Below are 21,024 nucleotides of genomic sequence, written 5' to 3'. Positions count from 1 at the left end.
AGTCTCCCGGCGGGCCGCTCGCGACCGCCGGCGCGGCGTCACGCGCCGGAAGCGCCCTCGTCGGCGACGATGCAATCACGGCCGGCCTGCTTGGCGCGGTACATCGCGTCGTCCGCTCGCGCGACGAGGTCCTGACCGGAAATCGCCCGTCCCGTCGCGACCGCGACGCCGATGCTGGCCGTCACCACCCCATCGGGATGCGCGAGAGCCGCGAGCGCGAGCTTCTGGCGGATCCGGTCCGCCACGATCATCGCCCCGGCGCGGTCGCAGCCCGGCAGCAGCGCGACGAATTCCTCCCCTCCGTAGCGAGCGATCAGATCGTCCGCGCGCAGACCCGCCGAGGCGAGGACGCCCGCGAAGCGCCGCAGCACGTCGTCGCCGGCATCGTGGCCGAGCTTGTCGTTGACCACCTTGAAATGGTCGATGTCGATCAGGAGCGCGGCGAGCGGCTGGGACGTCCGCATGCAGCGGGCGGTCAGGCGCGGCAGTGCCTCGTCGAGGGCTCGCCGGTTGATGAGACCGGTCAGCGCATCGACGTGGACCTGGGAATTGAGGTCGTGGTTGCGCCGCGACAAGGCGAGCTCGTCGACCGCGATCGCCGCGATCGCCTCGAGCGGCGCGAAATCGAAGCTCGCGACCCGCGACGGTTCCCGGGACAGGAGAAAGAGCGTCCCGACGACGAGATCGGACGGCGCCACCAGCGGAACACCGGCGAAGGTGCGAAATGGCAGGTCCGGCGCCGCGCCCGCGGTGAATCGCGGATCGGCCTCGAGGTCGGGCGCGAAAAATCTCCCGTTCGCCGTCATGACCGGTTCGATGAGCGCGATCTGCCGTTCGAGCGCAGGCGAAACGGCGGAGGAGGTGACGAGCCTCATCCATTCCGACCCGCCGGCCGCGAAGCTGAGCACGGCGAGATCCGCCTCGTAGAAGCGCCGGGCGATCCACACGATCCGGTCGAGCCGGACATCGGCCAGCCCGTTCTCGATCTCGGACACGGGCGAGGTCGGCCGCACGGAGGCTTCGGTGTGAAGCGAAACGGAATCCCCGGAAGGCAGGTAGGCACGTCCCATTGGCGCGACCTTTTCAGTCCTCACCCATATTTGATACCGGGGGCTGAAGGCACTCGGAAGCGCGGTTTCCCACTTGAATAGCCGTGCAAGTACCCTTTTTACGCGTTGTTGCGAGCTCGCAACGCCACGGACCTGCTTCGGGGCGTTGGCGGCGGGCGGGCGCGGCTTCGCAGCCTCCCCGAGCAGGCCTCCCTTGGCGCCAGCTCCCGGGCAGGCCGTTCCGGTAACCCTTCCGATCCGTTAAAAAACACGGTTAATGCCGCGTTAACGGTTGCCGAGCGATGGTCGCCGAACACCCGACCGATTCCCCCGCCGGAGGCCGACATGTCCGCCCGATTGCGCCCCGCTTCCGCCGTCGTCACGGCCGCGCTCGCCGCGGTCGCGGTGTCGGCCCTGGTGGGCCCGGCGGGCGCGGTCGATCTCGGCCAGCCGCCGGAGCTCGAGCACACCGCGGACATGATCCCCGCCGTGCCCGACGATTTCGGCCCCTATGCGCGCGCCGATCTCGGCGTGGCCTTTCCCGACGCCTCGCATATGAGCCTCGGCGGGGCCGCGCCGGCGACGGTCTCGTCGCCCGATTTCGATGCGGTGGCGACCGCCGGGCTCGGTCTCGGCTGGCGGTTCACGCCGTGGCTCAGGTCCGACCTGACGTTCGATTATGCCCCCGCGGTCCAGGCGACGGGCGGCTGCGCCGCCTGCGGCGGGCCGTCGGCGCGGGCAGACGTGTCGAGCCTTGCAATTCTCGCCAACGCTTATGTCGATTTCCCCGTGCTGGGGCCGGTGACGCCCTATGTCGGCGCCGGCATCGGCACGGCGCGGCTCGAGACGTCGAACGCCGCGGTGTCGGGCGCTTCGGGCGCCGTCGCGGCGCCGCCCGGCGCCGCCTCGTGGGGCTTCGCCTACGCCTTCACGGGCGGTCTCGCGGTCAAGCTCAACGACGCCGTGTCCGTCGATGTCGGCTACCGCTATCTCGACCTCGGCGACGCCGCCACCGGCAGCGGCTGGACCAGCGCCGGCCCCGCCAAGCTCAAGATCGACGACGTCACGACCCAGCAGGTCCGGATCGGCCTGCGCTACCGGTTCGAATAGGGCCTCTCAGGGTCCGGGGCGGGCGAGGTCCTGCTCGATCAGCAACCGGATATAGCGGGTGAAGGGGATACCCCGCGCCTCCGCCTTGGCCTTCACCGCATCCAGCATCGACCTCGGGATACGCAGATTGATCTGCTCGCCCTTCTTTTCGAACTCGAATTGGGCCGGTTTGAATCCGGAAAGGTCGTAGGCGCTGAGATCGGCCTCCGCGACGAAACGCTCCGCCTCCGCATCGCTCTCAAAATGCGGAAGCGGCTTAAAGACCTTGCTGCCGCTCATAGTGCGCGATCTCCTTGCGATGCATGTATCGGGCCGAAATCGGCCGAATGAAATCCGCGCCATCGAGCTTTCGAAGCGTAAACACGACGAAGATGAAACGACCCGTCGGTGTCTTCCCGATGGCATTGAAGCGCTGCTCTCCGGCGTGGTCGACGCGATCGGGCTGCACATGAAACCGACCGGTGAGGACCGCCTCGATATCGTCTCGCGAAACGCCGTGCTTGGCACATTTGGGCCAATTTCCGCTGTCCCAATCGAAACCAGCGATCGCCATGGATCCCCCCAACGCCCATGGTGTATATACAAAAACATTTACACATGCGGAGTTGGCGTACAAGACGCTCCCGTCGCTTCCTGAAAAAATCGTGTCGGATGGGATTGACCGGAGCAGGCCGGCGGGTCTATCGCCATTCGCGGGACACCTCTCCCCAACGAGAGGCGCCCATCTGTAAGGATGGAAGACATGACCGCGAATCCGAAGCCCGGGCTGCGCCCGGAATGCGCTAATTTTTCCTCGGGCCCCTGCGCCAAGCGTCCCGGCTGGACGCTCGAAGGCCTGAAAGGAGCGCCCCTCGGCCGCTCCCACCGCGCCAAGGTCGGCAAGGCGAAGCTCAAGGCCGCCATCGACCTCACCCGAGACGTCCTCCAGATCCCCACCGATTACCGCATCGGCATCGTGCCGGCCTCCGATACGGGCGCGGTCGAGATGGCGCTGTGGTCGTTGCTCGGGGCCCGTGGCGTCGATGTCGTCGCCTGGGAATCCTTCGGCGAGGGCTGGGTTACCGATATCGTCAAGCAGCTCAAGATCGCCGACACCCGCACCCTCAAGGCGGGCTACGGCGAGCTGCCGGACCTTTCCGCGATCGATTTCGACCGCGACGTGGTCTTCACCTGGAACGGCACGACCTCTGGCGTGCGCGTGCCGAACGGCGACTTCATCCCGGCCGACCGCCAGGGCCTGACGATCTGCGACGCCACCTCGGCGGCGTTCGCCCAGGCGCTCGATTGGCCGAAGCTCGACGTCGTCACCTTCTCCTGGCAGAAGGCGCTCGGCGGCGAGGCGGCCCACGGCATCCTCATCCTCTCGCCCCGCGCGGTGGAACGGCTCGAAACCTATGTGCCGGCCTGGCCGCTGCCGAAGATCTTCCGCCTCACCGCGAAGGGGAAGATCAACGAAGGCATCTTCGTCGGCGAGACGATCAACACGCCGTCGATGCTCTGCGTCGAGGATTATCTCGACGCCCTCGTCTGGGCCCGCACCTCCGGTGGCCTCAACGGCCTGATCGGCCGCGCCGACCGCAACTTCGCGACCCTCGAAGCCTGGGTGAAGCGGACCTCGTGGATCGACTTCCTCGCAATCGATCCGGCGACGCGCTCCAACACCTCCGTCTGCCTCAAGATCGTCGATCCGGCTGTGGCCACGCTCGACGCCAAGGGCCAGGAGGCGTTCGCCAAGGGTCTCGCCGCGAAGCTCGAAGCTGAAGGCGTCGCCTTCGACATCGGCGCCTATCGCGACGCCCCTCCGGGTCTGCGCATCTGGACCGGTTCGACGGTGGAGACCGCGGACGTCGAAGCGCTGACGCTCTGGCTCGACTGGGCCTTCGCCGAGGAAAAGGCCGGCCTCTCCGTCGCCGCCTGATCGGTGCGGCGAGCCTCACCGGAGGGCGCCGCCCTTCGGTCAACGGCCCGTCGCGCACTGCGCGTATAAAAGCCTCGCCGACATACCGCCGCCGCCTCTCCCCTCGCCCGCCTCGGGCCGTGACCGCCGTGCGGTGACGGCGGCGCGGGCGATCACCCGACATTCCGCCGAACGCCCGAAATCCGTGGCGCGGCACGCCCCTCAGGAACCCGTCCCATGGCTCCCAAAGTCCTGATTTCCGATCAGATTTCTCCCGCCGCCGTGAAGATCTTCACCGACCGCGGCATCGACGTCACCTATGAGCCCGAGCTCGGCAAGGACAAGGACAAGCTCGCCGAGATCATCGGCCAGTTCGACGGCCTCGCCATCCGCTCGGCGACCAAGGTGACCGAGAAGATCATCGCCGCCGCCGGCAACCTCAAGGTGATCGGCCGCGCCGGCATCGGCGTCGACAATGTCGACATTCCGGCCGCGACGGCGAAGGGCATCATCGTGATGAACACGCCCTTCGGCAATTCGATCACCACGGCCGAGCACGCCATCGCGATGCTGTTCGCCGTCGCCCGCCAGATCCCCGCCGCCGACGCCTCGACCCAGGCCGGCAAGTGGGAAAAGAACCGCTTCATGGGCGTCGAGCTGACCTCGAAGACGCTCGGCATCATCGGCTGCGGCAACATCGGCTCGATCGTCGCCGAGCGGGCCCTCGGCCTCAAGATGAAGGTGGTCGCGTTCGACCCCTTCCTGTCGCCGGAGCGGGCGCTCGATCTCGGCGTCGACAAGGTCGAGCTCGACGAACTGTTCCGCCGCGCCGACTTCATCACGCTGCACACGCCGCTGACCGAGAAGACGAAGAACATCATCGACGCCGCGGCGATCGCGAAGATGAAGGACGGCGTCTACATCGTGAACTGCGCCCGCGGCGGCCTCGTCGTCGAGGAGGACCTGCGCAAGGCGCTCGATTCCGGCAAGGTCGCCGGCGCCGCCTTCGACGTGTTCACGGTCGAGCCGGCGAAGGAGAACGTGCTGTTCGGTGCGCAGAACCTCGTCTCGACGCCGCACCTCGGCGCCTCCACCACGGAAGCGCAGGAGAACGTGGCGCTCCAGGTCGCCGAGCAGATGTCGGATTATCTGCTCACCGGCGCAGTCTCGAACGCCCTCAACATGCCGTCGATCTCGGGCGAGGAGGCGCCGAAGCTCATCCCCTTCGTCAAGCTCGCCGAGCAGCTCGGCTCGTTCGCCGGCCAGCTCACCGAGACGGGGCTCCAGGCGGTGCGCATCGAGTTCGAGGGCGCGGTGGCGTCGATGAACGTCAAGGCGCTCACCGCCGCGGCGCTCGCCGGCCTGTTCCGCCCGCTGCTCCAGGACGTCAACATGGTGTCCGCCCCGGTGATCGCGCGCGAGCGCGGCATCGTCGTCGAGGAGGTGCGCCGCGAGCAGCAGGGGGCCTATGAGAACTATGTCCGCCTGACCGTCGTCACGGAGCGGCAGGAGCGGTCCGTCGCCGGCACCGTGTTCTCCGACGGCAAGCCGCGCATCATCCAGATCAAGGGCATCAACATGGAGGCCGAGCTCGGCCCCCACATGCTCTACGTGACGAACGAGGACAAGCCGGGCTTCATCGGCGCGCTCGGCAGCACCCTCGGAACCGCCGGCGTCAACATCGCGACCTTCAATCTCGGCCGCCTCTCCCAGGGCCAGGACGCTATCTGCCTCGTCGAGGTGGACGGCCCGATCCCGGCCGAGGTGCTGACGAAGATCGAGAACCTGCCCTTGGTGCGCCAGGCGAAGGAGCTGCGCTTCTGAGGCGTGGCACGCCTTGAACGCGAGGCGGGCGCCAGCGCCCGCCTCCTGCAACCGCCCTTCGCGTCCGAAGACCGAGACAATGCGTCCCGGCGGGACGAAGCGCGTTGACAGCGCGCGGGCGCCGTCGCGTGATGGCGGGCGCCGGCGCGACCAAGGCCGGCGCCCGCCCGCGAGGTTCGTGATGAAGCGCCTGCTGCCGCCCCTTCTTCTGATCGTCGCCGCCGGATTCTGGCTGTGGGGCATCAACGACGTGATGCTCGCGACCGTGAGCGGCACCCCCGCTTATCAAGGCTCGTCCGCCGCCGCCCTCACCTATGGCGGCATCAAGCTCGCCGTCGGCGTCGTGGCCGCCCTGCTCGCCTTCCGCATTCCGCAGCGTCAGCAGAAGTAAACTAGGCCCGCGCGCCCGGCGGCTTCGGTTCGCTGTCCGTGCCGACCTTCGCCACGGCCGGCTTCCCGGTCTTCGCCGCCGGCCCGTCGGCCTTGCCCGCCTCGCTCGCCTCCATCGGCGCGGCTTCGCCGTTCGCGAGCGCCGCCACCTCCTCGGCCTCGGCGGAGACGGTCGCCGGCGGCACCGAGTTCGGATCTCCCGAATAGGTATAGGTCTGCCGACGGCTCGGCCGGTCGATCCCTTCGTCGTCGAGCAGGCGCTTCACCCGGCGATTGAACTCTCGCGACACCGACCATTGCCGCCCGGCATAGGTCTTGAAGCGCCCCTTCACGACGTAGCCGGTCTCGGTCAGGGAATCGACGCCGAGGATTTCCGGCTGGGCGGCGATCAGGGGACCGAATTTGGGGTCCGACTTGAGCTCCGCCGCGAGCTTCCCGATCAGCGCCAGGATGCGATCGACGTCCTCGGCATAGCCGACCGCAATGTTGAACACCGAATAGGCGAAGCCGCGCGTCATGTTGCGCACGCCGGTCACGCTCGAGAACGGGATCACCTGGAGGGTGCCGGTCTCGTCGCGCAGCCGGATCGTGCGGATCGTCATCGCCTCGACGCTGCCCGAGAAGCCGCCCCCGAGATCGACCACGTCGTCGACCTGGATCTGATCCTCGAGCAGGATGAAGATGCCGGTGATGATGTCCTTGACCAGCGTCTGGGCACCGAAGCCGATGGCGAGGCCGATGACGCCGGCACCGGCGAGCAGCGGCGCGATGTCGATGCCGAGCTCGGACAGGCTGATGAGCACGACCATCACGCCGATCGCGACGAGGATGATGTTGCGCAGGAACGCGAGCAGCGTCCGGGCCCGCGCGCTCAACACGTTGCCTTCCGAGGCCCGCAGCCGCTTCTCGATCTCCGCGTTGGCGAACTCCGACACGACGAGGCCGCCGATCGACACGGTGGCGATCACGCTGATCGACCGCAGCAGCACGCGGCCGGGCTGGGTCAACAGGAACTCGATCGCGTGGAGCTTCCAGCCCTGAAGCACCAGAAGGGCCGCGGCCGCCCACAATGCGACGGTGAGAACCTGGAAGATCAGCTTGCGGTATTGCCGCCCACGCAGGGACGCGAAGAACGACGTGGGCTGGGGCGGCTTCGCGGCGACGCGGCCGAGCCAGGCGCTGAGGAAGAACAGCGCGTTGACGACGACGAGGGTGGTGATGACGCCCCGCAGCAGCACCGTCGCACCTCCGGCGATCTGCAGCGCAAAAACGCTGCAGAACAAGAGAATGAACAGCGTCGCGACGAGATGCCAGAAGTCGGCGAAGGTGCGTGCGAGCGGCGCATCCCACCGCCCCGGCACCACGTGGCCGTTCAGGAAGCGGCTGAACGGCTTGCGCCAGCGCCACACGAAGCGGATCGCGAAGATCGCGATGACGATGCCGAGGATGAAGAGCAACCCCCACCGGACGATCGGCGGCAGGCCGAACAGATAAAGCGAATCGAGGACGAAATAGCCCCACACCGCGAGCGCCACGGTGCCGACCGCGGAATCGAACAATTGCTTGGCAGTGGCGTCGTCGAGCGGCACGCTGCGCAAGGCCGGCGTGGTCGGGGCGAGGACCATGCGGAGGAACACGCCGATGACCCGGCTCACCACGACGGCGTTGATGATGGTGAGCGCGAGTGCCTCCGCGGCCTGCGTCGGTTTGGTGGCGCCGAGCGTCGCGAAGGCGATGGCGACGAAGGCGGCGATCGGCAGGAGATCGAGCACGACGCGCACCGCGGCCAGCATCAGCCGAACGCCCGCCGCCGCATGGCGCCCCCGCAGGGCGAGCGCCTCGCGCGGCTTGGTGATGAGCCAGTTGACGGCGTGCCAGGCGACCGCGCCGAGCCCGACCGCGGCGAACACGATCGCGATGAGCGCGACGAGGCTTGCACGCTGCACGGGATCGGTGACCGACGTCACCAGCGCATGGCCCAGCGCCGGAATGGCTTGGAGCGCGTATTGCAGGCGGCCCGTGGCGTCCTTGACCCCGGCGAAGGCATTGCCGGCGTAGGAGACGATCGCGCTGCCGACCATCTCGATCTGGGACGTGTCCTGAGCCGGCGGCGCCGTGGCGGCGGCCGCCGTCCGCAGGGTCTCGAGCTGGCTGATGAGCGTCGCGCGGATCTTGTCGTCCTGGAGGATCTTGAGGGCGGCATCGATCTCGTCGGCGGTCGGCTTGGCCGCCGCGTCGGCCGGGGCGCTGCCGGACGTCTTCACCGCACTCGCGGCAGGCGCCACCGCGGTCGGCGCCTGGGCGCGGGCGATGCCGCCGAAGAGGCCGGCGACGACGACGAACACCGTGACCGCCGCAAGCCAAGCCCAGAACCGGGACGAGAGCCGCGGACCGCGGCGGACGGACGGAAGGGCTTGGCTGATGGCGCTTTTCAAGACGTCGTCGCTCCGTCGCGGGATCTGGCGGTCGATCGGGCACCGCGGGCGGAAGCATGCCGCGCGGCGGGCCGCAGCCTGCCGAATCGGCCGCGGCTCGGAAAGGTCCTCGCGCGAGAAATCGACGCCCGTGTGATGACCGAGGCGGGAAACCGGCCCGAGTGGCGGATTTTCGCATCCCTTCCCGCCGGAATCCGCAACTGAGGCGGCCTGCAAGGTCGCCGCGCCGAATCTTTGCCGCTATAGAAAGGCGCCACGCCCTCCGGCGCGGCCGAGCGTGTTGAGAGGAAGGCTGGCAATCATGGCGAACGTGGTCGTCATCGGGTCGCAGTGGGGCGACGAGGGCAAGGGCAAGATCGTCGATTGGCTTTCGGAGCGTGCCGACGTGGTGGTGCGCTTCCAGGGCGGTCACAATGCCGGCCACACCCTGGTGATCGACGGTGTCAGCTACAAGCTCAGCCTCTTGCCCTCCGGCGTCGTGCGTCCCGGCAAGCTCGCCATCATCGGCAACGGCGTGGTCCTCGATCCCCATGCGCTCGTCGCCGAGATCGACCGCCTCGCCGGTCAGGGCGTCGAGGTCACCCCGCGCAGCCTCAGGATCGCCGAGAACGTCTCGCTCATCCTGTCGCTCCACCGCGAGCTCGATGCCTTCCGGGAATCGTCCAATGCCGGCACCCGCATCGGCACGACGAAGCGCGGCATCGGCCCGGCCTACGAGGACAAGGTGGGCCGCCGCGCGATCCGCCTGATGGATCTCGCCGACCTTTCGACCCTCAAGGACAAGATCGAGCGCCTGCTCGCCCACCACAATCCGCTGCGCCGCGGCCTCGGCGTCGCGGAAGTCGATCCGGCGGCGATCTACGAGGAACTCGCCTCGGTCGCCGACAAGGTGCTGCCCTACATGGACATCGTGTGGCGGATCCTCGACGGCGCCCGCCGCGAGGGCAAGCGCATCCTGTTCGAAGGCGCGCAGGGCGCCCTGCTCGACATCGATCACGGCACCTATCCGTTCGTGACCTCGTCGAACACCGTCGCCGGGCAGGCCGCGACGGGCGCCGGCGTCGGCCCCGGCACGCTCGATTATGTGCTCGGCATCACCAAGGCCTATACGACGCGCGTCGGCGAGGGCCCGTTCCCGACCGAGCAGCAGAACGCGGTCGGCGATTTCCTCGGCACCCGCGGTCACGAGTTCGGCACCGTCACCGGGCGCAAGCGGCGCTGCGGCTGGTTCGACGCCGTCCTGGTGCGCCAGACCGTGCGCACCGGCGGCATCAACGGCATCGCGCTGACGAAGCTCGACGTGCTCGACGGCCTCGAAGAGATCAAGATCTGCGTCGGCTACCGCCTCGACGGTCGCGAGATCGATTATCTGCCCGCCGCCCAGGCCGCGCAGGCTCGCGTCGAGCCGATCTATCAGACCGTCGAAGGGTGGCGCGAGACGACCGCGGGCGCACGCTCGTGGGCCGATCTCCCGGCTCAGGCGATCAAATATGTCCGCCTCGTCGAGGAACTCATCGGCGCCCCCGTCGCGCTCCTGTCGACGAGCCCGGAGCGGGATGACACGATTCTTGTCGAGGACCCGTTTCAAGATTAAGACCTAGGCCCCGATAGCGCCGGAATCGGCGGTGTGGGGCTGATGATTCGTTGACGCAGCGCGATTTTTGCCGCGCTGTGGCCACGGTTTGCGGCCAGTCACCGGTGATTGCGGGAGTGATTCCGCGCCTTGACTGGTCGTGCCCGTACCGATGGGCCCGGATCTCTTTCGGCGCGGGGCTCGAGGCGGCGCAGACCGCCGCGCACACGACCCGCGTTGGCACAGGACCTCACGAGCACGGCATGGCGGACTATTATTCGGTGCTGCAGCGCGCGGTCGGCACGCTGCCGGAAAATACCGGTCAGGCGCGGCGCGCGATCTACGAGAAGGCTCGTACCGCGCTGGTCCGCCAACTGGAGAGCATCGACCCGCCCCTCCCGGCGAGCGAGATCACCAAGCAGCGCCTCGCCCTCGAGGAGGCGGTCCGCCGTATCGAGCAGGAGGCCTCGCGCGCCGCGCTCGCCGCCGCCCCCCGCCCGACCGCGCCGCGTCCCGCCGCGCCGCCTCCACCGCCGGTCGCCGCACCGCAGCCGTCCGCCGAGCGCCCGAGCGCAGGATATGCCCCGGAGGGTCGTCCCGTGCCGCCGGTGGTGCCGTCGCGCGCCGCACCGGAGGCTCGGTCCTACGCGCCGCCGGTCGATTCCCCCGCCGCGCCTGCCCCCCTCGGCGAGACCCCGGCTGCCCCGCCCGAGCCGCAGGCACCCCCGCGCGTCACCGCTTGGGCGCCGCCGATCCGCCCCATTCCGAGCGAGCCGGACGAGCCGGTCTTCCCGCCCGATCCCGACGCGCCGGCCGCCGAGGCCGAGGCGCCGAAGAAGCGCGGCCTGTTCGGCCGCAGCCGCAAAGGCGGCGAGCCGATGCCGGCCGATCCGTTCGCGGATCGGGCAGAGCCGGCCGCGCCGATGCCCGCAGCGCCGCCGTCCCGCGCCGATGCGGACGACGTCGCCGAGGATTGGGTCGAGCACGACCGCCTCGATGTCGAGGAGGCGGCCGCGCCGCCGCCGCGCAAAAGCGGGCGCGGACGGATCATCGCCATCGTCGTGGTGCTCGTGCTCGTCGCCGCGGCGGCCGTGGCCTATATGGAGCGCAGCCGCATCACCGCGCTCCTCGCCCACAAGAGCACCGACACCGCGTCGACGGCCTCGCCGCCGGCGACCGCCCAGCCGGCGGACACCCAGCCCGCCGACACCGGCGCGCCGAAGGACGAGGATCGCCTGCCCTCGATGAGCGGCGGGTCCGACGCCAGCACCTCCGGCAACGCCGGGACCCCGGCGGCTCCGGCCGACACGACGCCGGCGCCGCCGGCCTCGACCGACACGTCGGCCCCCGCCCAGCAGCCGGCGACCCCGGCCGACAACGCCGGTGCGGAGCAGCCTTCGACCCCGGCGCCGGCGGCCCCGCCGGCCGATACCCAGTCCTCGACGGACAACACCCAGGTCGCACCGGGCCCGGCGACGGCAACCCTCTACGAAGAGGGCGAAGTGCCGGGTAGCCGCGGCGGTGCCTTCACCGGCGACGTCACCTGGACGATGACCCGCGAATCCTTCGGCGGCGGTGCGCCCGAGCCGCTGGTGCGCGCCGTGATCGACATTCCCGAAAAGTCGATGAAGGTCACGCTCGTCGTCCGCCAGAACCGCGACGCCGCGCTGCCGGCGAGCCACCTCGTCGAGATCTCGTTCGATCTCGGGCCGAAGTTCAACGGCGGCGGCATCCAGGGCGTGCCCGGCATCATCATGAAGCGCACCTCGGACGACCGTGGCGACGCCCTCCTCGGCGCCTCGGCCCGCGTCTCCGACAACCTGTTCTGGATCGCGCTGTCCTCGTCCCAGGCCGACAAGGCGCGCAATCTCGAACTCCTCGGCGACCGCGAATGGATCGACGTGCCGATGGTCTTCACCAACGGCAAGCGCGCCATCCTGACGATCCGCAAGGGCACGACGGGCGACGCCGCGATGAAAGAGGCGCTCGCCGCCTGGAACGGCGGCTGATCCCCCGTCCCGCGATGAAATCCCAAGGCCGGCGTTCGCGCCGGCCTTTTTCGTTTCAAGCGCAAGAAGCGGCGTGCGGACCGCGCCGCGCCGGGCGATAAGATGCGCCACCCCAGAGAGGCGGCGCGCGACATGACGGCATCCACCCCAGGCACCAAGTCCATGAGCGCCGGCGCGTGGGGGATGCTCCTCGTTCTGTCGGTGCTATGGGGCGGCTCGTTCTTCTTCAACGGCGTGGCGGTGCGCGAACTGCCGACCTTCACGGTCGTGGTGTCGCGGGTGGTGATCGCGGCGGCGATCCTGTGGAGCGTCCTCCTCCTCTCCGGTCAGCCCGCGCCGCGCGGCCGCGCCGTCTGGGCCGCCTTCTTCGGGATGGGCATCCTCAACAACGTCATCCCGTTCAGCCTGATCGTCTGGGCCCAGGGACACATCCCGTCGGGGGTCGCCTCGATCCTCAATGCCACGACCCCGCTGTTCGGCGTCGTCGTCGCCCACGTCCTCACGGCCGACGAGAAGCTCACGCCGCCCCGGCTGTTCGGCGTGCTCGCGGGCCTCGTCGGCGTCGCGGTGATGATGGGCAGCGCGGCGCTCGGCCGGATCGGCACCGACACCGTCGCAGACCTCGCGTGCCTGGGTGCGGCCCTTTCCTATGCCTTCGCCGGCGTGTTCGGGCGCCGCTTCCGGCGGATGGGCGTCGCGCCGATCGCCGCCGCCACGGGGCAGGTCACCGCGTCGAGCCTCGTGCTGATGCCGGTCATGCTCCTCGTCGACCAGCCGTGGAGCGAACCGTGGCCGAGCGCCGCCGCGATCGGCGCGATCCTCGGCCTCGCCGCCCTCTCGACCGCGCTTGGCTACATCCTGTTCTTCCGGGTGCTCGCCGCCGCCGGCGCTATCAACATCATGCTGGTGACGCTGCTCGTGCCCGTGAGTGCGATCCTGCTCGGCGTCGTGGTCCTCGGCGAGGCGATCCTGCCCCGTCACCTCGCCGGTATGGCGCTCATCGCCCTCGGTCTCGCGGCGATTGACGGCCGCCCCTGGCGCGCCCTGCGGGACCGGTTCTCGGCCCTCCGCACCCCCTGACGAAGCCCGGCAACGAAAAAGGCCGCCCGCACGGGGTGCGGACGGCCTTTTCAGAGAGGCATCGGAGCGCGTCATCGCGCTCCGAAACGACGTCGGATCAGCTTCCCGCGCCGTTGAGCACGGTGACCGCGCGGCGGTTCTGCGACCAGCAGGATTCGTCGTCGCACACCGCGACCGGACGTTCCTTGCCGTAGGAGATCGTCTTGATGCGGGTCGCGGCGACGCCACGGCTCACGAGATAGTTGCGCACGACGTTCGCGCGGCGGGCGCCGAGGGCGAGGTTGTACTCACGCGTGCCACGCTCGTCGGCATTGCCTTCGATGGTGATCTTGTACTGCGAGTAGCGGTTCAGCCACTGCGACTGCTTGTCGAGCGTGGCGGTCGCCTGCGGCGTCAGCTCGGTCGAGTCGACGGTGAACAGGACGCGGTCGCCGACATTGACGACGAAGTCCTGCGGCGAGCCGGGAGTCGCCTGGCCGGCGGCGCCGGAAAGGTCGTTGGGGTTCTTCGAGGCGCAAGCCGAAACGGCGAGGGCCGCAGCGAAGACGGCGGCGAAGCGCATCACGCGGCCGCGCTCCATGGTCAACATCATGTCCGAATTCTCCTTGTGCCGTTCGGGCTCCGGCACGACGGGCAGACCGTAGTGTCGGTTGGTTAATGTCGGGTTCGCCGACGTGGTTAACGCACCTTCAATGCCGGCGCAAACCCCAAGATTCGCGCCAAAAAAAACCCCGGCGATGGTCGGCGCCGGGGTCAATCTTGGTTCAGTCGAGCAGCGGCGACCAGGCCGGGTCGGAGGCGAAGCCGGGTGTCGGGACCCGCTGCTCGCCGCGGCCGGTGATGTCCACCGACCAGAGTTGCGGACCGCCGTTCGGACCGCCGGTGTCGCGGAAGAACATCAACACGCGGCCGTTCGGCGCCCAGGTCGGCCCCTCGTTGTGGAAGCTCGAGGAGAGGATGCGCTCACCCGTTCCGTCGGGCTTCATCACGCCGATCTGGAACTGGCCGCCGGCCTGCTTGGTGAAGGCGATGTAGTCCCCACGCGGCGACCACACCGGCGTCGAATAGCGGCCGTCGCCGAAGGAGATGCGCTTCGCGTCGCCGCCGCCCGCCGGCATCACGTAGATTTGCGACTGGCCCCCGCGATCGGACTCGAAGGTGATCTGGCTGCCGTCCGGCGAATAGGACGGACTCGTATCGATCGCCGCCGTGCTGGTCAGGCGCGTGGTGGCGCGGCTGCGCAGGTCCATCACGTAGAGGTTGGCGTTGCCGTCCTGCTGCAGGCTCATGACGACCTTCGAGCCGTCCGGCGAGAAGCGCGGCGCGAACGTCATGCCGGGGAAGTTGCCGAGGATTTCGCGCTGGCCGTTCTCGAGGTTGAGCAGATAGACGCGGGGGTCGGCGACCCCGTAGCTCATGTAGGTGATTTCCTGGCTGTTCGGCGAGAACCGCGGGGTCAGCACCAGGCTGTCGCCCTTGGTCAGATATTTCACGTTGGCGCCGTCCTGGTCCATGATCGCCAGGCGCTTGATGCGCTTCGTCTTCGGCCCGCTCTCGTCGACGAAGACGATCCGAGTGTCGAAATAACCCTTCTCGCCGGTGAGGCGCTGATAGATCGCGTCGGCGATGATGTGGGCGAGGCGGCGCCAGTTCTCCGGCGTCGTCACGAATTGCTGACCGGCCATCTGCTCGCCGGCATAGACGTCCCAGAGACGGAACTCGGCCTGGAGCCGGCCGTCCGCGGTCGGACTGACCGAGCCCGTCACGAGGGCCTGGGCGTTGATCGCCTTCCAGTCCTCGAAGCGCGGCACGGCGTTCGGATCGGTGATCTTCTGGATGAAGGCCGCCTGATCGATCGGCGCGAACAGCGTGGAGCGCTGCAGGTCGGCGGAGATCACCTGGGTGATCTGGGCGCCGAGGCCGTTCGAGGAGATGAAGTTCGGGATCGCGATCGGCAGCGGCTGAACGTTGCCCTGGTTGATGTCGATCTCGACGACGGCGCTGGCCGGGACAACACCACCGACGAGGGCGGCGGTGCCGGTCATCACGGCGAGGGCGAGACCTTTGAAGAGCGCCTTGAAGGTCGAGAGAGGCGCGCCGAGCCTGCGCATCGGCGCTGTCTCATGGGCGATCGTCATGCCTGAAGTCCATTCCGATGACCGCCGGTCCGGGGCGGCGGTCGGTGAAGATTGAGCGGTCGATTGGCTTTTCGTGTGCAGACGGAAAGCGAACACATTGTGGCAAGCCACCAATATAGGCCGTCCGTTAACCAAGTATGGCGATTGCGCCACAGCGACGCCGGCCCCCTGTCGGCGCCGCTCTAGCCGCCTCGCTGCGACAGCCTCCCCATCCGCTTCGGCGCGCGGGTGCCTCACCTCGCTCAATCGCCGCGTGCGGGCCTTTCGCCAGACTCGCTTTTCCCCTGTTCCGAGATGAAACTTTTTGGTTTGATCTGCTTCCAAAACTTAAAGATGAGGCCAATTCCGCCGTATAGAGAAGGCGGAAATTAAACCCGCGCGTTTTGGAGATGGGGTGGGGTAATGAAACGATCACGTTTTCAGTGCGATTTGATGCGCAGTGCGGCGATTGTTCTGCCCGCGATGTTCGCGGGCTCGCACGGCGCATTGGCCGACGACTTGAACTATATCAATATCCCCTACAGCGTTGCGGAGATGAATTTCACCGGAATCCGCGGCAACAGCATCGTCGGAAATTACGTCATCCCGAACAGCGGGGGCATGTCGGGCGGTATGCTCTACAGCCTCGACACTCAGACTTGGGTTCCGATCCCGACCTATACGTCGAACGGCGTCAACTATCCGGGAGCGACGACGCAACTTCCCTACGGCCCGACCTTCGGCTCGCCTGAAGGCGTGATGCGCCTCGTCGGCTCCTACAAGACCGCCGCCTCGACCTCCAACATCGGCTACCTCTATGACGCCGCCGCGGCACCGGGCGCGCAATACACCAACATCTACTACCCGTCGTCGAGCGGCGTGACGGTGATCAACACGATCCCGCACAGCGAGTTCGGCAATTACGCGGTCGGCAATTACGACACGTCTCAGGGCAGTGCCGGCGCGTTTATCTACAATATCAAGACGCAGACCTACACGAACCTGTCGGGTCCGGGCGCAACGGTGACGACCGCCTACGGTATCTATGGCGACAAGATCGTCGGCGGTTACACGACCAGCGCCGGGCTGGATGCCCAGCACGGCATGTTCTACGACATGACGACCGGCACGTTCACGACCTACGACCACCCCGACGCGATCACGACCCATTTCCAGGGCATCACAGGCGGCGGCCGCCACGGTGAGTACAATCTCGCCGCCGACTGGCTCGATCAGGCCGGCAACAGCCATGCGTCCATCCTGCACATCAACGCGGACGGGACCTATTATTGGCGCGAACTCGACGTGCCGGGCTCGTCTCTGACCTCGATCGATTCGATCTATGCGGGCAACGCCGTCGGGTTCTATTTCCTGAACGGCGTGATGCAGAACTATTTCGTCACCGTACCCAGCGTCTACGACCCGATCCGCAACACGGGCAGCCTCGCCGTCACGGCGGCGAACGGCGTCGGCCTCAGCGGCATCAGCGGCGACGACATCGTCAACGACGGCACCATCTCCGTTTCAGGCACCAACGCGGTCGGCGTCTCCGCCGGCACCTACGGCGTGGTGACCAACAACGGCGTCCTTACCGCCACGGGCGAGGGCGCTTCGGCGGTCCAGCTCCGCGGCCTCGACAGCACCCTGCTCAATGCCGGCACCATCACCGCCGCGCCGGGCGCCTTCGCGGTCTCGACGACCGCGGACACCGACGGCACCATCGTCGTCAACACCGGCACCATCGACGGCGTCGTCGCCTTCGCCGCCGGGCCGGACGGCCGCTTCGAGAACAGCGGCTGGCTCGGCATCAGCGCCGCCGGCGCCGGCGCAGTCCACCAGATCTCGGGCGTGTTCGCACAAACCCCGACCGGCACCCTCGCGGTGCGCGTCAGCGGCGCCTCGAGCGACAGCCTTCAAATTGCCGGCGCCGCCCGCTTGAACGGCACCCTCGCCGCGAGCTTCGCCAACCCGACCGCGCTACAGCGCACCTATACCGTGATCACGGCGAGCGAGGGCGTCACCGGCACCTTCGCCAGCCTGACGACGACCGGCCTGCCCTCGTTTATCACCGCCGGGGTCAGCTACGCGCCGAACGCCGTCGCCCTCAACCTCTCGTCCGACATCGCCGGCACCGCGACCACCTCGAACCAGCAGTCCGTCGGCGCCGCCCTCGACGGCGTCATCAACAGCGGGACCGGCGCCTCGCTTTCGAGCCTGCCAAGCAGCCTGTCGTCGTTCTACAGCCTCGCGGCGAGCGAGCTTCCCTCGGTGCTGGCCTCCCTGTCCGGCGAGGGTTACGCAAGCGAGCAGACGGTCCTGATCGGCGATGGCGTCTACAGCCGCAACGCCCTGATGGGCCGCCTGCGCCAGGGCGCCTATTCGAGCGAATCGGGCACGCTCGCCGCGCTTGCCTTCGGCGGTCCGGAGCTCGCCTACGCCACGGCCGGCGGCACCAAGACCAAGGCCGCCGCGGCGACGGAGACGCTCGCGACCGGCGACAAGACCGCCGATGCGGCAGCGGCCGATCCCGCCGCCTTCTCGGCGATCACGCTGTGGGCCCAGGGCCTCGGGAGCTGGACGAACTACAACAGCAACGGCAACGCCGCGGGCGTCGACGAGAGCATCGGCGGCGTGATCTCCGGCGCCGACGCCGCGATCGGCGATTGGCGGGTCGGCGGCGCGCTCGGCTACACCCAGTCGAACGCCTCGCTGAACGGGGTGTCGAGCTCGTCCGACGTCGATTCCTTCCTGCTCGCCCTCTATGCGGGCGGCAAGGCCGGGCCGCTCAACCTGCGCCTCGGCGCGACCTACGCCTTTAACCAGATCGACACCGACCGCACGGTCGCGTTCGCAGGCTACTCGCAGCAGCCGAGCTCCCAGTACAACGGCGGCACCACCCAGCTCTTCGGCGAGGTCTCCTACGGCTTCGCGGTGAAGTCGGTGGCGCTCGAGCCCTATGCCGGGCTCGCCTGGGTGCACCTCAACACCGACAGCTTCACCGAAAGCGGCGGCGGCGCGGTCGGCCTCAGCGGCGCCTCGCAATCGGCCGATGTCGGCTACGGCACCCTCGGCCTGCGGGTGGCGAGCACCTTCGCGATGTCGAACGGCATGAGCATGGCGCCGCACCTCTCGGCCGCCTGGCAATACGGCTTCGGCGATCTTTCGCCGACCGCCCAGATGACCTTCACCAACCTGTCGAGCGCGAGCTTCAACGTGAGCGGCGTGCCGCTCGCCAAGAACACCGCCCTGCTCGATGCCGGCATCGACCTCCAGGTCTCGCCCCAGGCCCGCGTCGGCCTCTCCTACGTCGGCCAATATGCCGGCAGCGCGACGAGCAACGGCTTCCAGGCCAACGTCAGCTTCCGCTTCTGACACGGACGGGGCCCGCCCGACGGCGGGCCCTTTTCCAGCGCAAATTCCGGCAGGCCCGCGGCCTGCCGAAGCCGTTTCTGGATCACGCCTCCTTGGGCGTGATGCGCAGGGTACGCAGCGCGTTGAGGATCACGGCGACGTCGATCGCCTCCTGGATGAGCGCCCCCTCGACCGGCGTCAGATATCCGCAGGCGGCGGCGACCATCCCGACCACGGACAGGCCGATACCGGCCGCCACACTCTGGACCGCGATCCGCCGTGCGCCGCGTGCGATTTCGAGGCCGGGGCCGAGCCTGTCGACGCGATCCACGAGAAGGACGACGTCGGCCGCCTCGGCGGAGGCGGCGGCGCCCGCGCCCCCATCGCCACCCCGACGTCCGCCGCCGCCAGCGCCGGCGCGTCGTTGACGCCGTCGCCGACCATCATGACGGGGCCGTTCTTGCGCTCCGTGAGCACCAGGAGGACCTTCTGATCGGGCGTCAGGCCCGCGCGCACCCCGTCGAGCCCGAGCCCTTCGGTGACGCGCTCGGCGACCTCCTTGCGGTCCCCGGTCGCGAGCAGGATGCGTTCGACGCCCTGCCGCCGCAGGCGCGACAGCATGCGCTGCGTGCCCTCGCGCAGCGGGTCGGCCATGACGAGGCGCCCGGCGAGCCGCCCGTCGATGGCGACCGCGACCTGAACCGAACCCGGAGGGGCCGGCGCCTGCGCCGCCGCCGTGCCGCCGACACGGCCCACGACGAAGCTCTGGCCACCGACGACGACGGGACGGCCCTCGACGTCCCCGACGAGCCCCTCCCCCGGGCTCTCGGCGATCCGGGTCGGGACGGGAAGCGTGAGGCCGCGCTCGTGTGCTGCCGCAACGATCGCCTGCGCGACCGGATGCTTGGTGCCCTGATCGAGCGCGGCGGCGAGGCGGAGGATCTCGTCGGGCTCCGTCCCGTCGAAGCTGTCCACCGAGACGATCCGCGGCCGGCCGTCGGTCAGGGTCCCGGTCTTGTCGAGGATCAAGGTCCGTATCCGCGCCATCGCCTCGAGCGGCGCGGCCCCCTTGATCAGCACGCCGAACCGCGCCGCCCGCGACAGGCCCGCGACGAGGGCGACCGGAACCGCGAGGATGAGGGGGCACGGCGTCGCCACGACGAGCACCGCCACGGCGCGGATCGGATCACCCGTCACCCACCACGCCCCGCCGGCCAGCGCGACCGTCACCACGAGGAAGCCGAGCGACCAGCGATCGGCCAAACGCGCCATCGGCGCCTTCGAGTGCTGGGCTTGCTCGACCAGCCGCACGATGCCTGCGTAGGTGCTGTCCTTCGCCGGGTGGCTGGCGAGCAGGTCGAACGCATCGCCGGCATTGGTGGCGCCGCTCATCGCCGCGCCACCGGCCTCGAGACGGACCGGCAGGGATTCGCCGGTCAGGGCCGACAGATCGAGGAAGGCGGCTGCGGACGACAGGGTTCCGTCGACCGGGACCACGTCGCCTTGGCGAATGAGCAGGGTGTCGCCGGGCGCGACGGCGTCGAGGGGCACGTCCTCCAGCCGGCCGTCGCGGTGGCGGGTGGCAGTGCGTGGAACGCGGGAGAGCAGGTCGCGCATCTCCCGCCGCGCCCGGCCCTCTGCGAAGCTCTCGAGGAAGGTGCCGCCGGAATACATGACGGCGACCACCGCCGCCGCCAACGTCTCGCCGACCAGAAGCGCGGCGGACATCGAGAGCGCCGCGACGATGTCGAGCCCGACTTCGCCGCGCAGGAGACTGCGCACGATCTCGATGACGAGGGCGCCGAGCACCGGCAGAACTGCGAGGAACCAGAGGAGCGCGGCGAGGTCAGTTCGCCCGGCGACGCGCAGCGCGAGGCCGGCCAGGAGGCCGGCCAAGGATATCAGCAACAGCGCGATCTTCAGCCGGTCCTGCTGAATCGGGGCGCGCGTCTCCGGCTCTCGCTTGTCCGGATCTCGTGTCGCGTTCGCTTGGATCACGGGGCTTGCTCCCCGGGGCGCGCTTCAGGACCTCTCGCCGACGGCGAACCATGGCCCCGCCTCGGGGGCTCGCCTCGCACGCACGCGATGTCGGGTGTGGACCCTTCCCGCGTGACGCGAGTCTACAGCCTCTGCGGCGGCGCGGGAACAGCACCGCCGAAAAGGCCTCATGACTCAACGAAGGGGGAGAA

14 protein-coding genes and 1 pseudogene are annotated in these 21,024 nt (G+C 68.9%); 8 read left to right on the top strand and 7 right to left on the bottom strand.

Translation table 11 applies throughout. The features are described 5' to 3' along the window. Window positions 1–38: 38 nt before the first annotated feature. A complete protein-coding gene (locus tag F0357_RS11690; RefSeq protein ID WP_208948302.1) occupies window positions 39–995 on the bottom strand; it encodes a GGDEF domain-containing protein in 957 nt (318 codons plus the stop codon). Between the two features lie 399 nt (window positions 996–1,394). On the opposite strand from F0357_RS11690, the gene F0357_RS11685 reads away from it, so the two are divergent. Then, window positions 1,395–2,159 (top strand): outer membrane protein, encoded by a 765-nt coding sequence (locus F0357_RS11685; protein WP_153481522.1) that lies wholly within the window; start codon window positions 1,395–1,397, stop codon window positions 2,157–2,159. A 6-nt stretch (window positions 2,160–2,165) separates the two neighbouring features. Here the strand turns inward: F0357_RS11685 and F0357_RS11680 are convergent, their stop codons facing one another. Continuing rightward, window positions 2,166–2,438, bottom strand: coding sequence for a CopG family antitoxin (locus tag F0357_RS11680; protein ID WP_153481519.1), 273 nt, complete (start codon window positions 2,436–2,438; stop codon window positions 2,166–2,168). After that, complete coding sequence (locus tag F0357_RS11675) at window positions 2,416–2,712, bottom strand: BrnT family toxin (protein ID WP_153481516.1); 297 nt, start codon at window positions 2,710–2,712, stop codon at window positions 2,416–2,418. Before F0357_RS11675 ends, F0357_RS11680 begins: the two co-directional genes overlap by 23 nt. 189 nt (window positions 2,713–2,901) lie before the next feature. Here F0357_RS11675 and F0357_RS11670 point away from each other — a divergent pair, with 189 nt between their 5' ends. From F0357_RS11670 to F0357_RS11660, 3 genes are all read left to right on the top strand, one after another. Continuing rightward, the gene (locus F0357_RS11670; protein WP_153481513.1) at window positions 2,902–4,077 is read left to right on the top strand and encodes a phosphoserine transaminase; all 1,176 of its coding nucleotides are present in this window, start codon (window positions 2,902–2,904) and stop codon (window positions 4,075–4,077) included. Between the two features lie 216 nt (window positions 4,078–4,293). After that, window positions 4,294–5,880: a phosphoglycerate dehydrogenase gene (serA, locus tag F0357_RS11665; protein ID WP_153481511.1), complete on the top strand. Its 1,587-nt coding sequence runs from the start codon at window positions 4,294–4,296 to the stop codon at window positions 5,878–5,880. A gap of 181 nt (window positions 5,881–6,061) precedes the next feature. Continuing rightward, entirely contained in the window at window positions 6,062–6,271 is a 210-nt protein-coding gene (locus F0357_RS11660; protein WP_153481504.1) for a hypothetical protein, read from the top strand. 1 nt (window position 6,272) lies between these two features. Here the strand turns inward: F0357_RS11660 and F0357_RS11655 are convergent, their stop codons facing one another. Continuing rightward, window positions 6,273–8,705 (bottom strand): mechanosensitive ion channel domain-containing protein, encoded by a 2,433-nt coding sequence (locus F0357_RS11655; RefSeq protein WP_153481499.1) that lies wholly within the window; start codon window positions 8,703–8,705, stop codon window positions 6,273–6,275. Window positions 8,706–9,006: 301 nt separating this feature from the next. Between F0357_RS11655 and F0357_RS11650 the strand changes: the two genes are divergently transcribed. From F0357_RS11650 to F0357_RS11640, 3 genes are all read left to right on the top strand, one after another. Further along, entirely contained in the window at window positions 9,007–10,299 is a 1,293-nt protein-coding gene (locus F0357_RS11650; RefSeq protein WP_153481490.1) for an adenylosuccinate synthase, read from the top strand. Window positions 10,300–10,541: 242 nt separating this feature from the next. Continuing rightward, window positions 10,542–12,287 (top strand): RodZ family helix-turn-helix domain-containing protein, encoded by a 1,746-nt coding sequence (locus tag F0357_RS11645; RefSeq protein WP_153481487.1) that lies wholly within the window; start codon window positions 10,542–10,544, stop codon window positions 12,285–12,287. A 132-nt stretch (window positions 12,288–12,419) separates the two neighbouring features. After that, window positions 12,420–13,367, top strand: a complete 948-nt coding sequence (locus F0357_RS11640) for a DMT family transporter (RefSeq protein ID WP_153481484.1) — start codon at window positions 12,420–12,422, stop codon at window positions 13,365–13,367. A 97-nt stretch (window positions 13,368–13,464) separates the two neighbouring features. Here F0357_RS11640 and pal read toward each other — a convergent pair whose 3' ends face one another. Both pal and tolB read right to left on the bottom strand, forming a co-directional pair. After that, window positions 13,465–13,959, bottom strand: coding sequence for a peptidoglycan-associated lipoprotein Pal (pal, locus tag F0357_RS11635; RefSeq protein ID WP_376767831.1), 495 nt, complete (start codon window positions 13,957–13,959; stop codon window positions 13,465–13,467). A 172-nt stretch (window positions 13,960–14,131) separates the two neighbouring features. Next, window positions 14,132–15,412, bottom strand: a complete 1,281-nt coding sequence (gene tolB, locus F0357_RS11630; RefSeq protein WP_246161652.1) for a Tol-Pal system beta propeller repeat protein TolB — start codon at window positions 15,410–15,412, stop codon at window positions 14,132–14,134. Window positions 15,413–16,003: 591 nt separating this feature from the next. Here tolB and F0357_RS11625 point away from each other — a divergent pair. Then, window positions 16,004–18,856, top strand: coding sequence for an autotransporter outer membrane beta-barrel domain-containing protein (locus tag F0357_RS11625; RefSeq protein WP_208948301.1), 2,853 nt, complete (start codon window positions 16,004–16,006; stop codon window positions 18,854–18,856). 82 nt (window positions 18,857–18,938) lie between these two features. Here the strand turns inward: F0357_RS11625 and F0357_RS11620 are convergent. After that, window positions 18,939–20,773, bottom strand: a pseudogene (locus tag F0357_RS11620) (heavy metal translocating P-type ATPase). Window positions 20,774–21,024: the final 251 nt, after the last annotated feature.

Source organism: Segnochrobactrum spirostomi (genome assembly GCF_009600605.1).
GTDB lineage: Bacteria > Pseudomonadota > Alphaproteobacteria > Rhizobiales > Segnochrobactraceae > Segnochrobactrum > Segnochrobactrum spirostomi.
The sequence above is the reverse complement of the archived record's forward strand: the minus strand, read 5'-3'. Positions and strand labels throughout refer to the sequence as shown.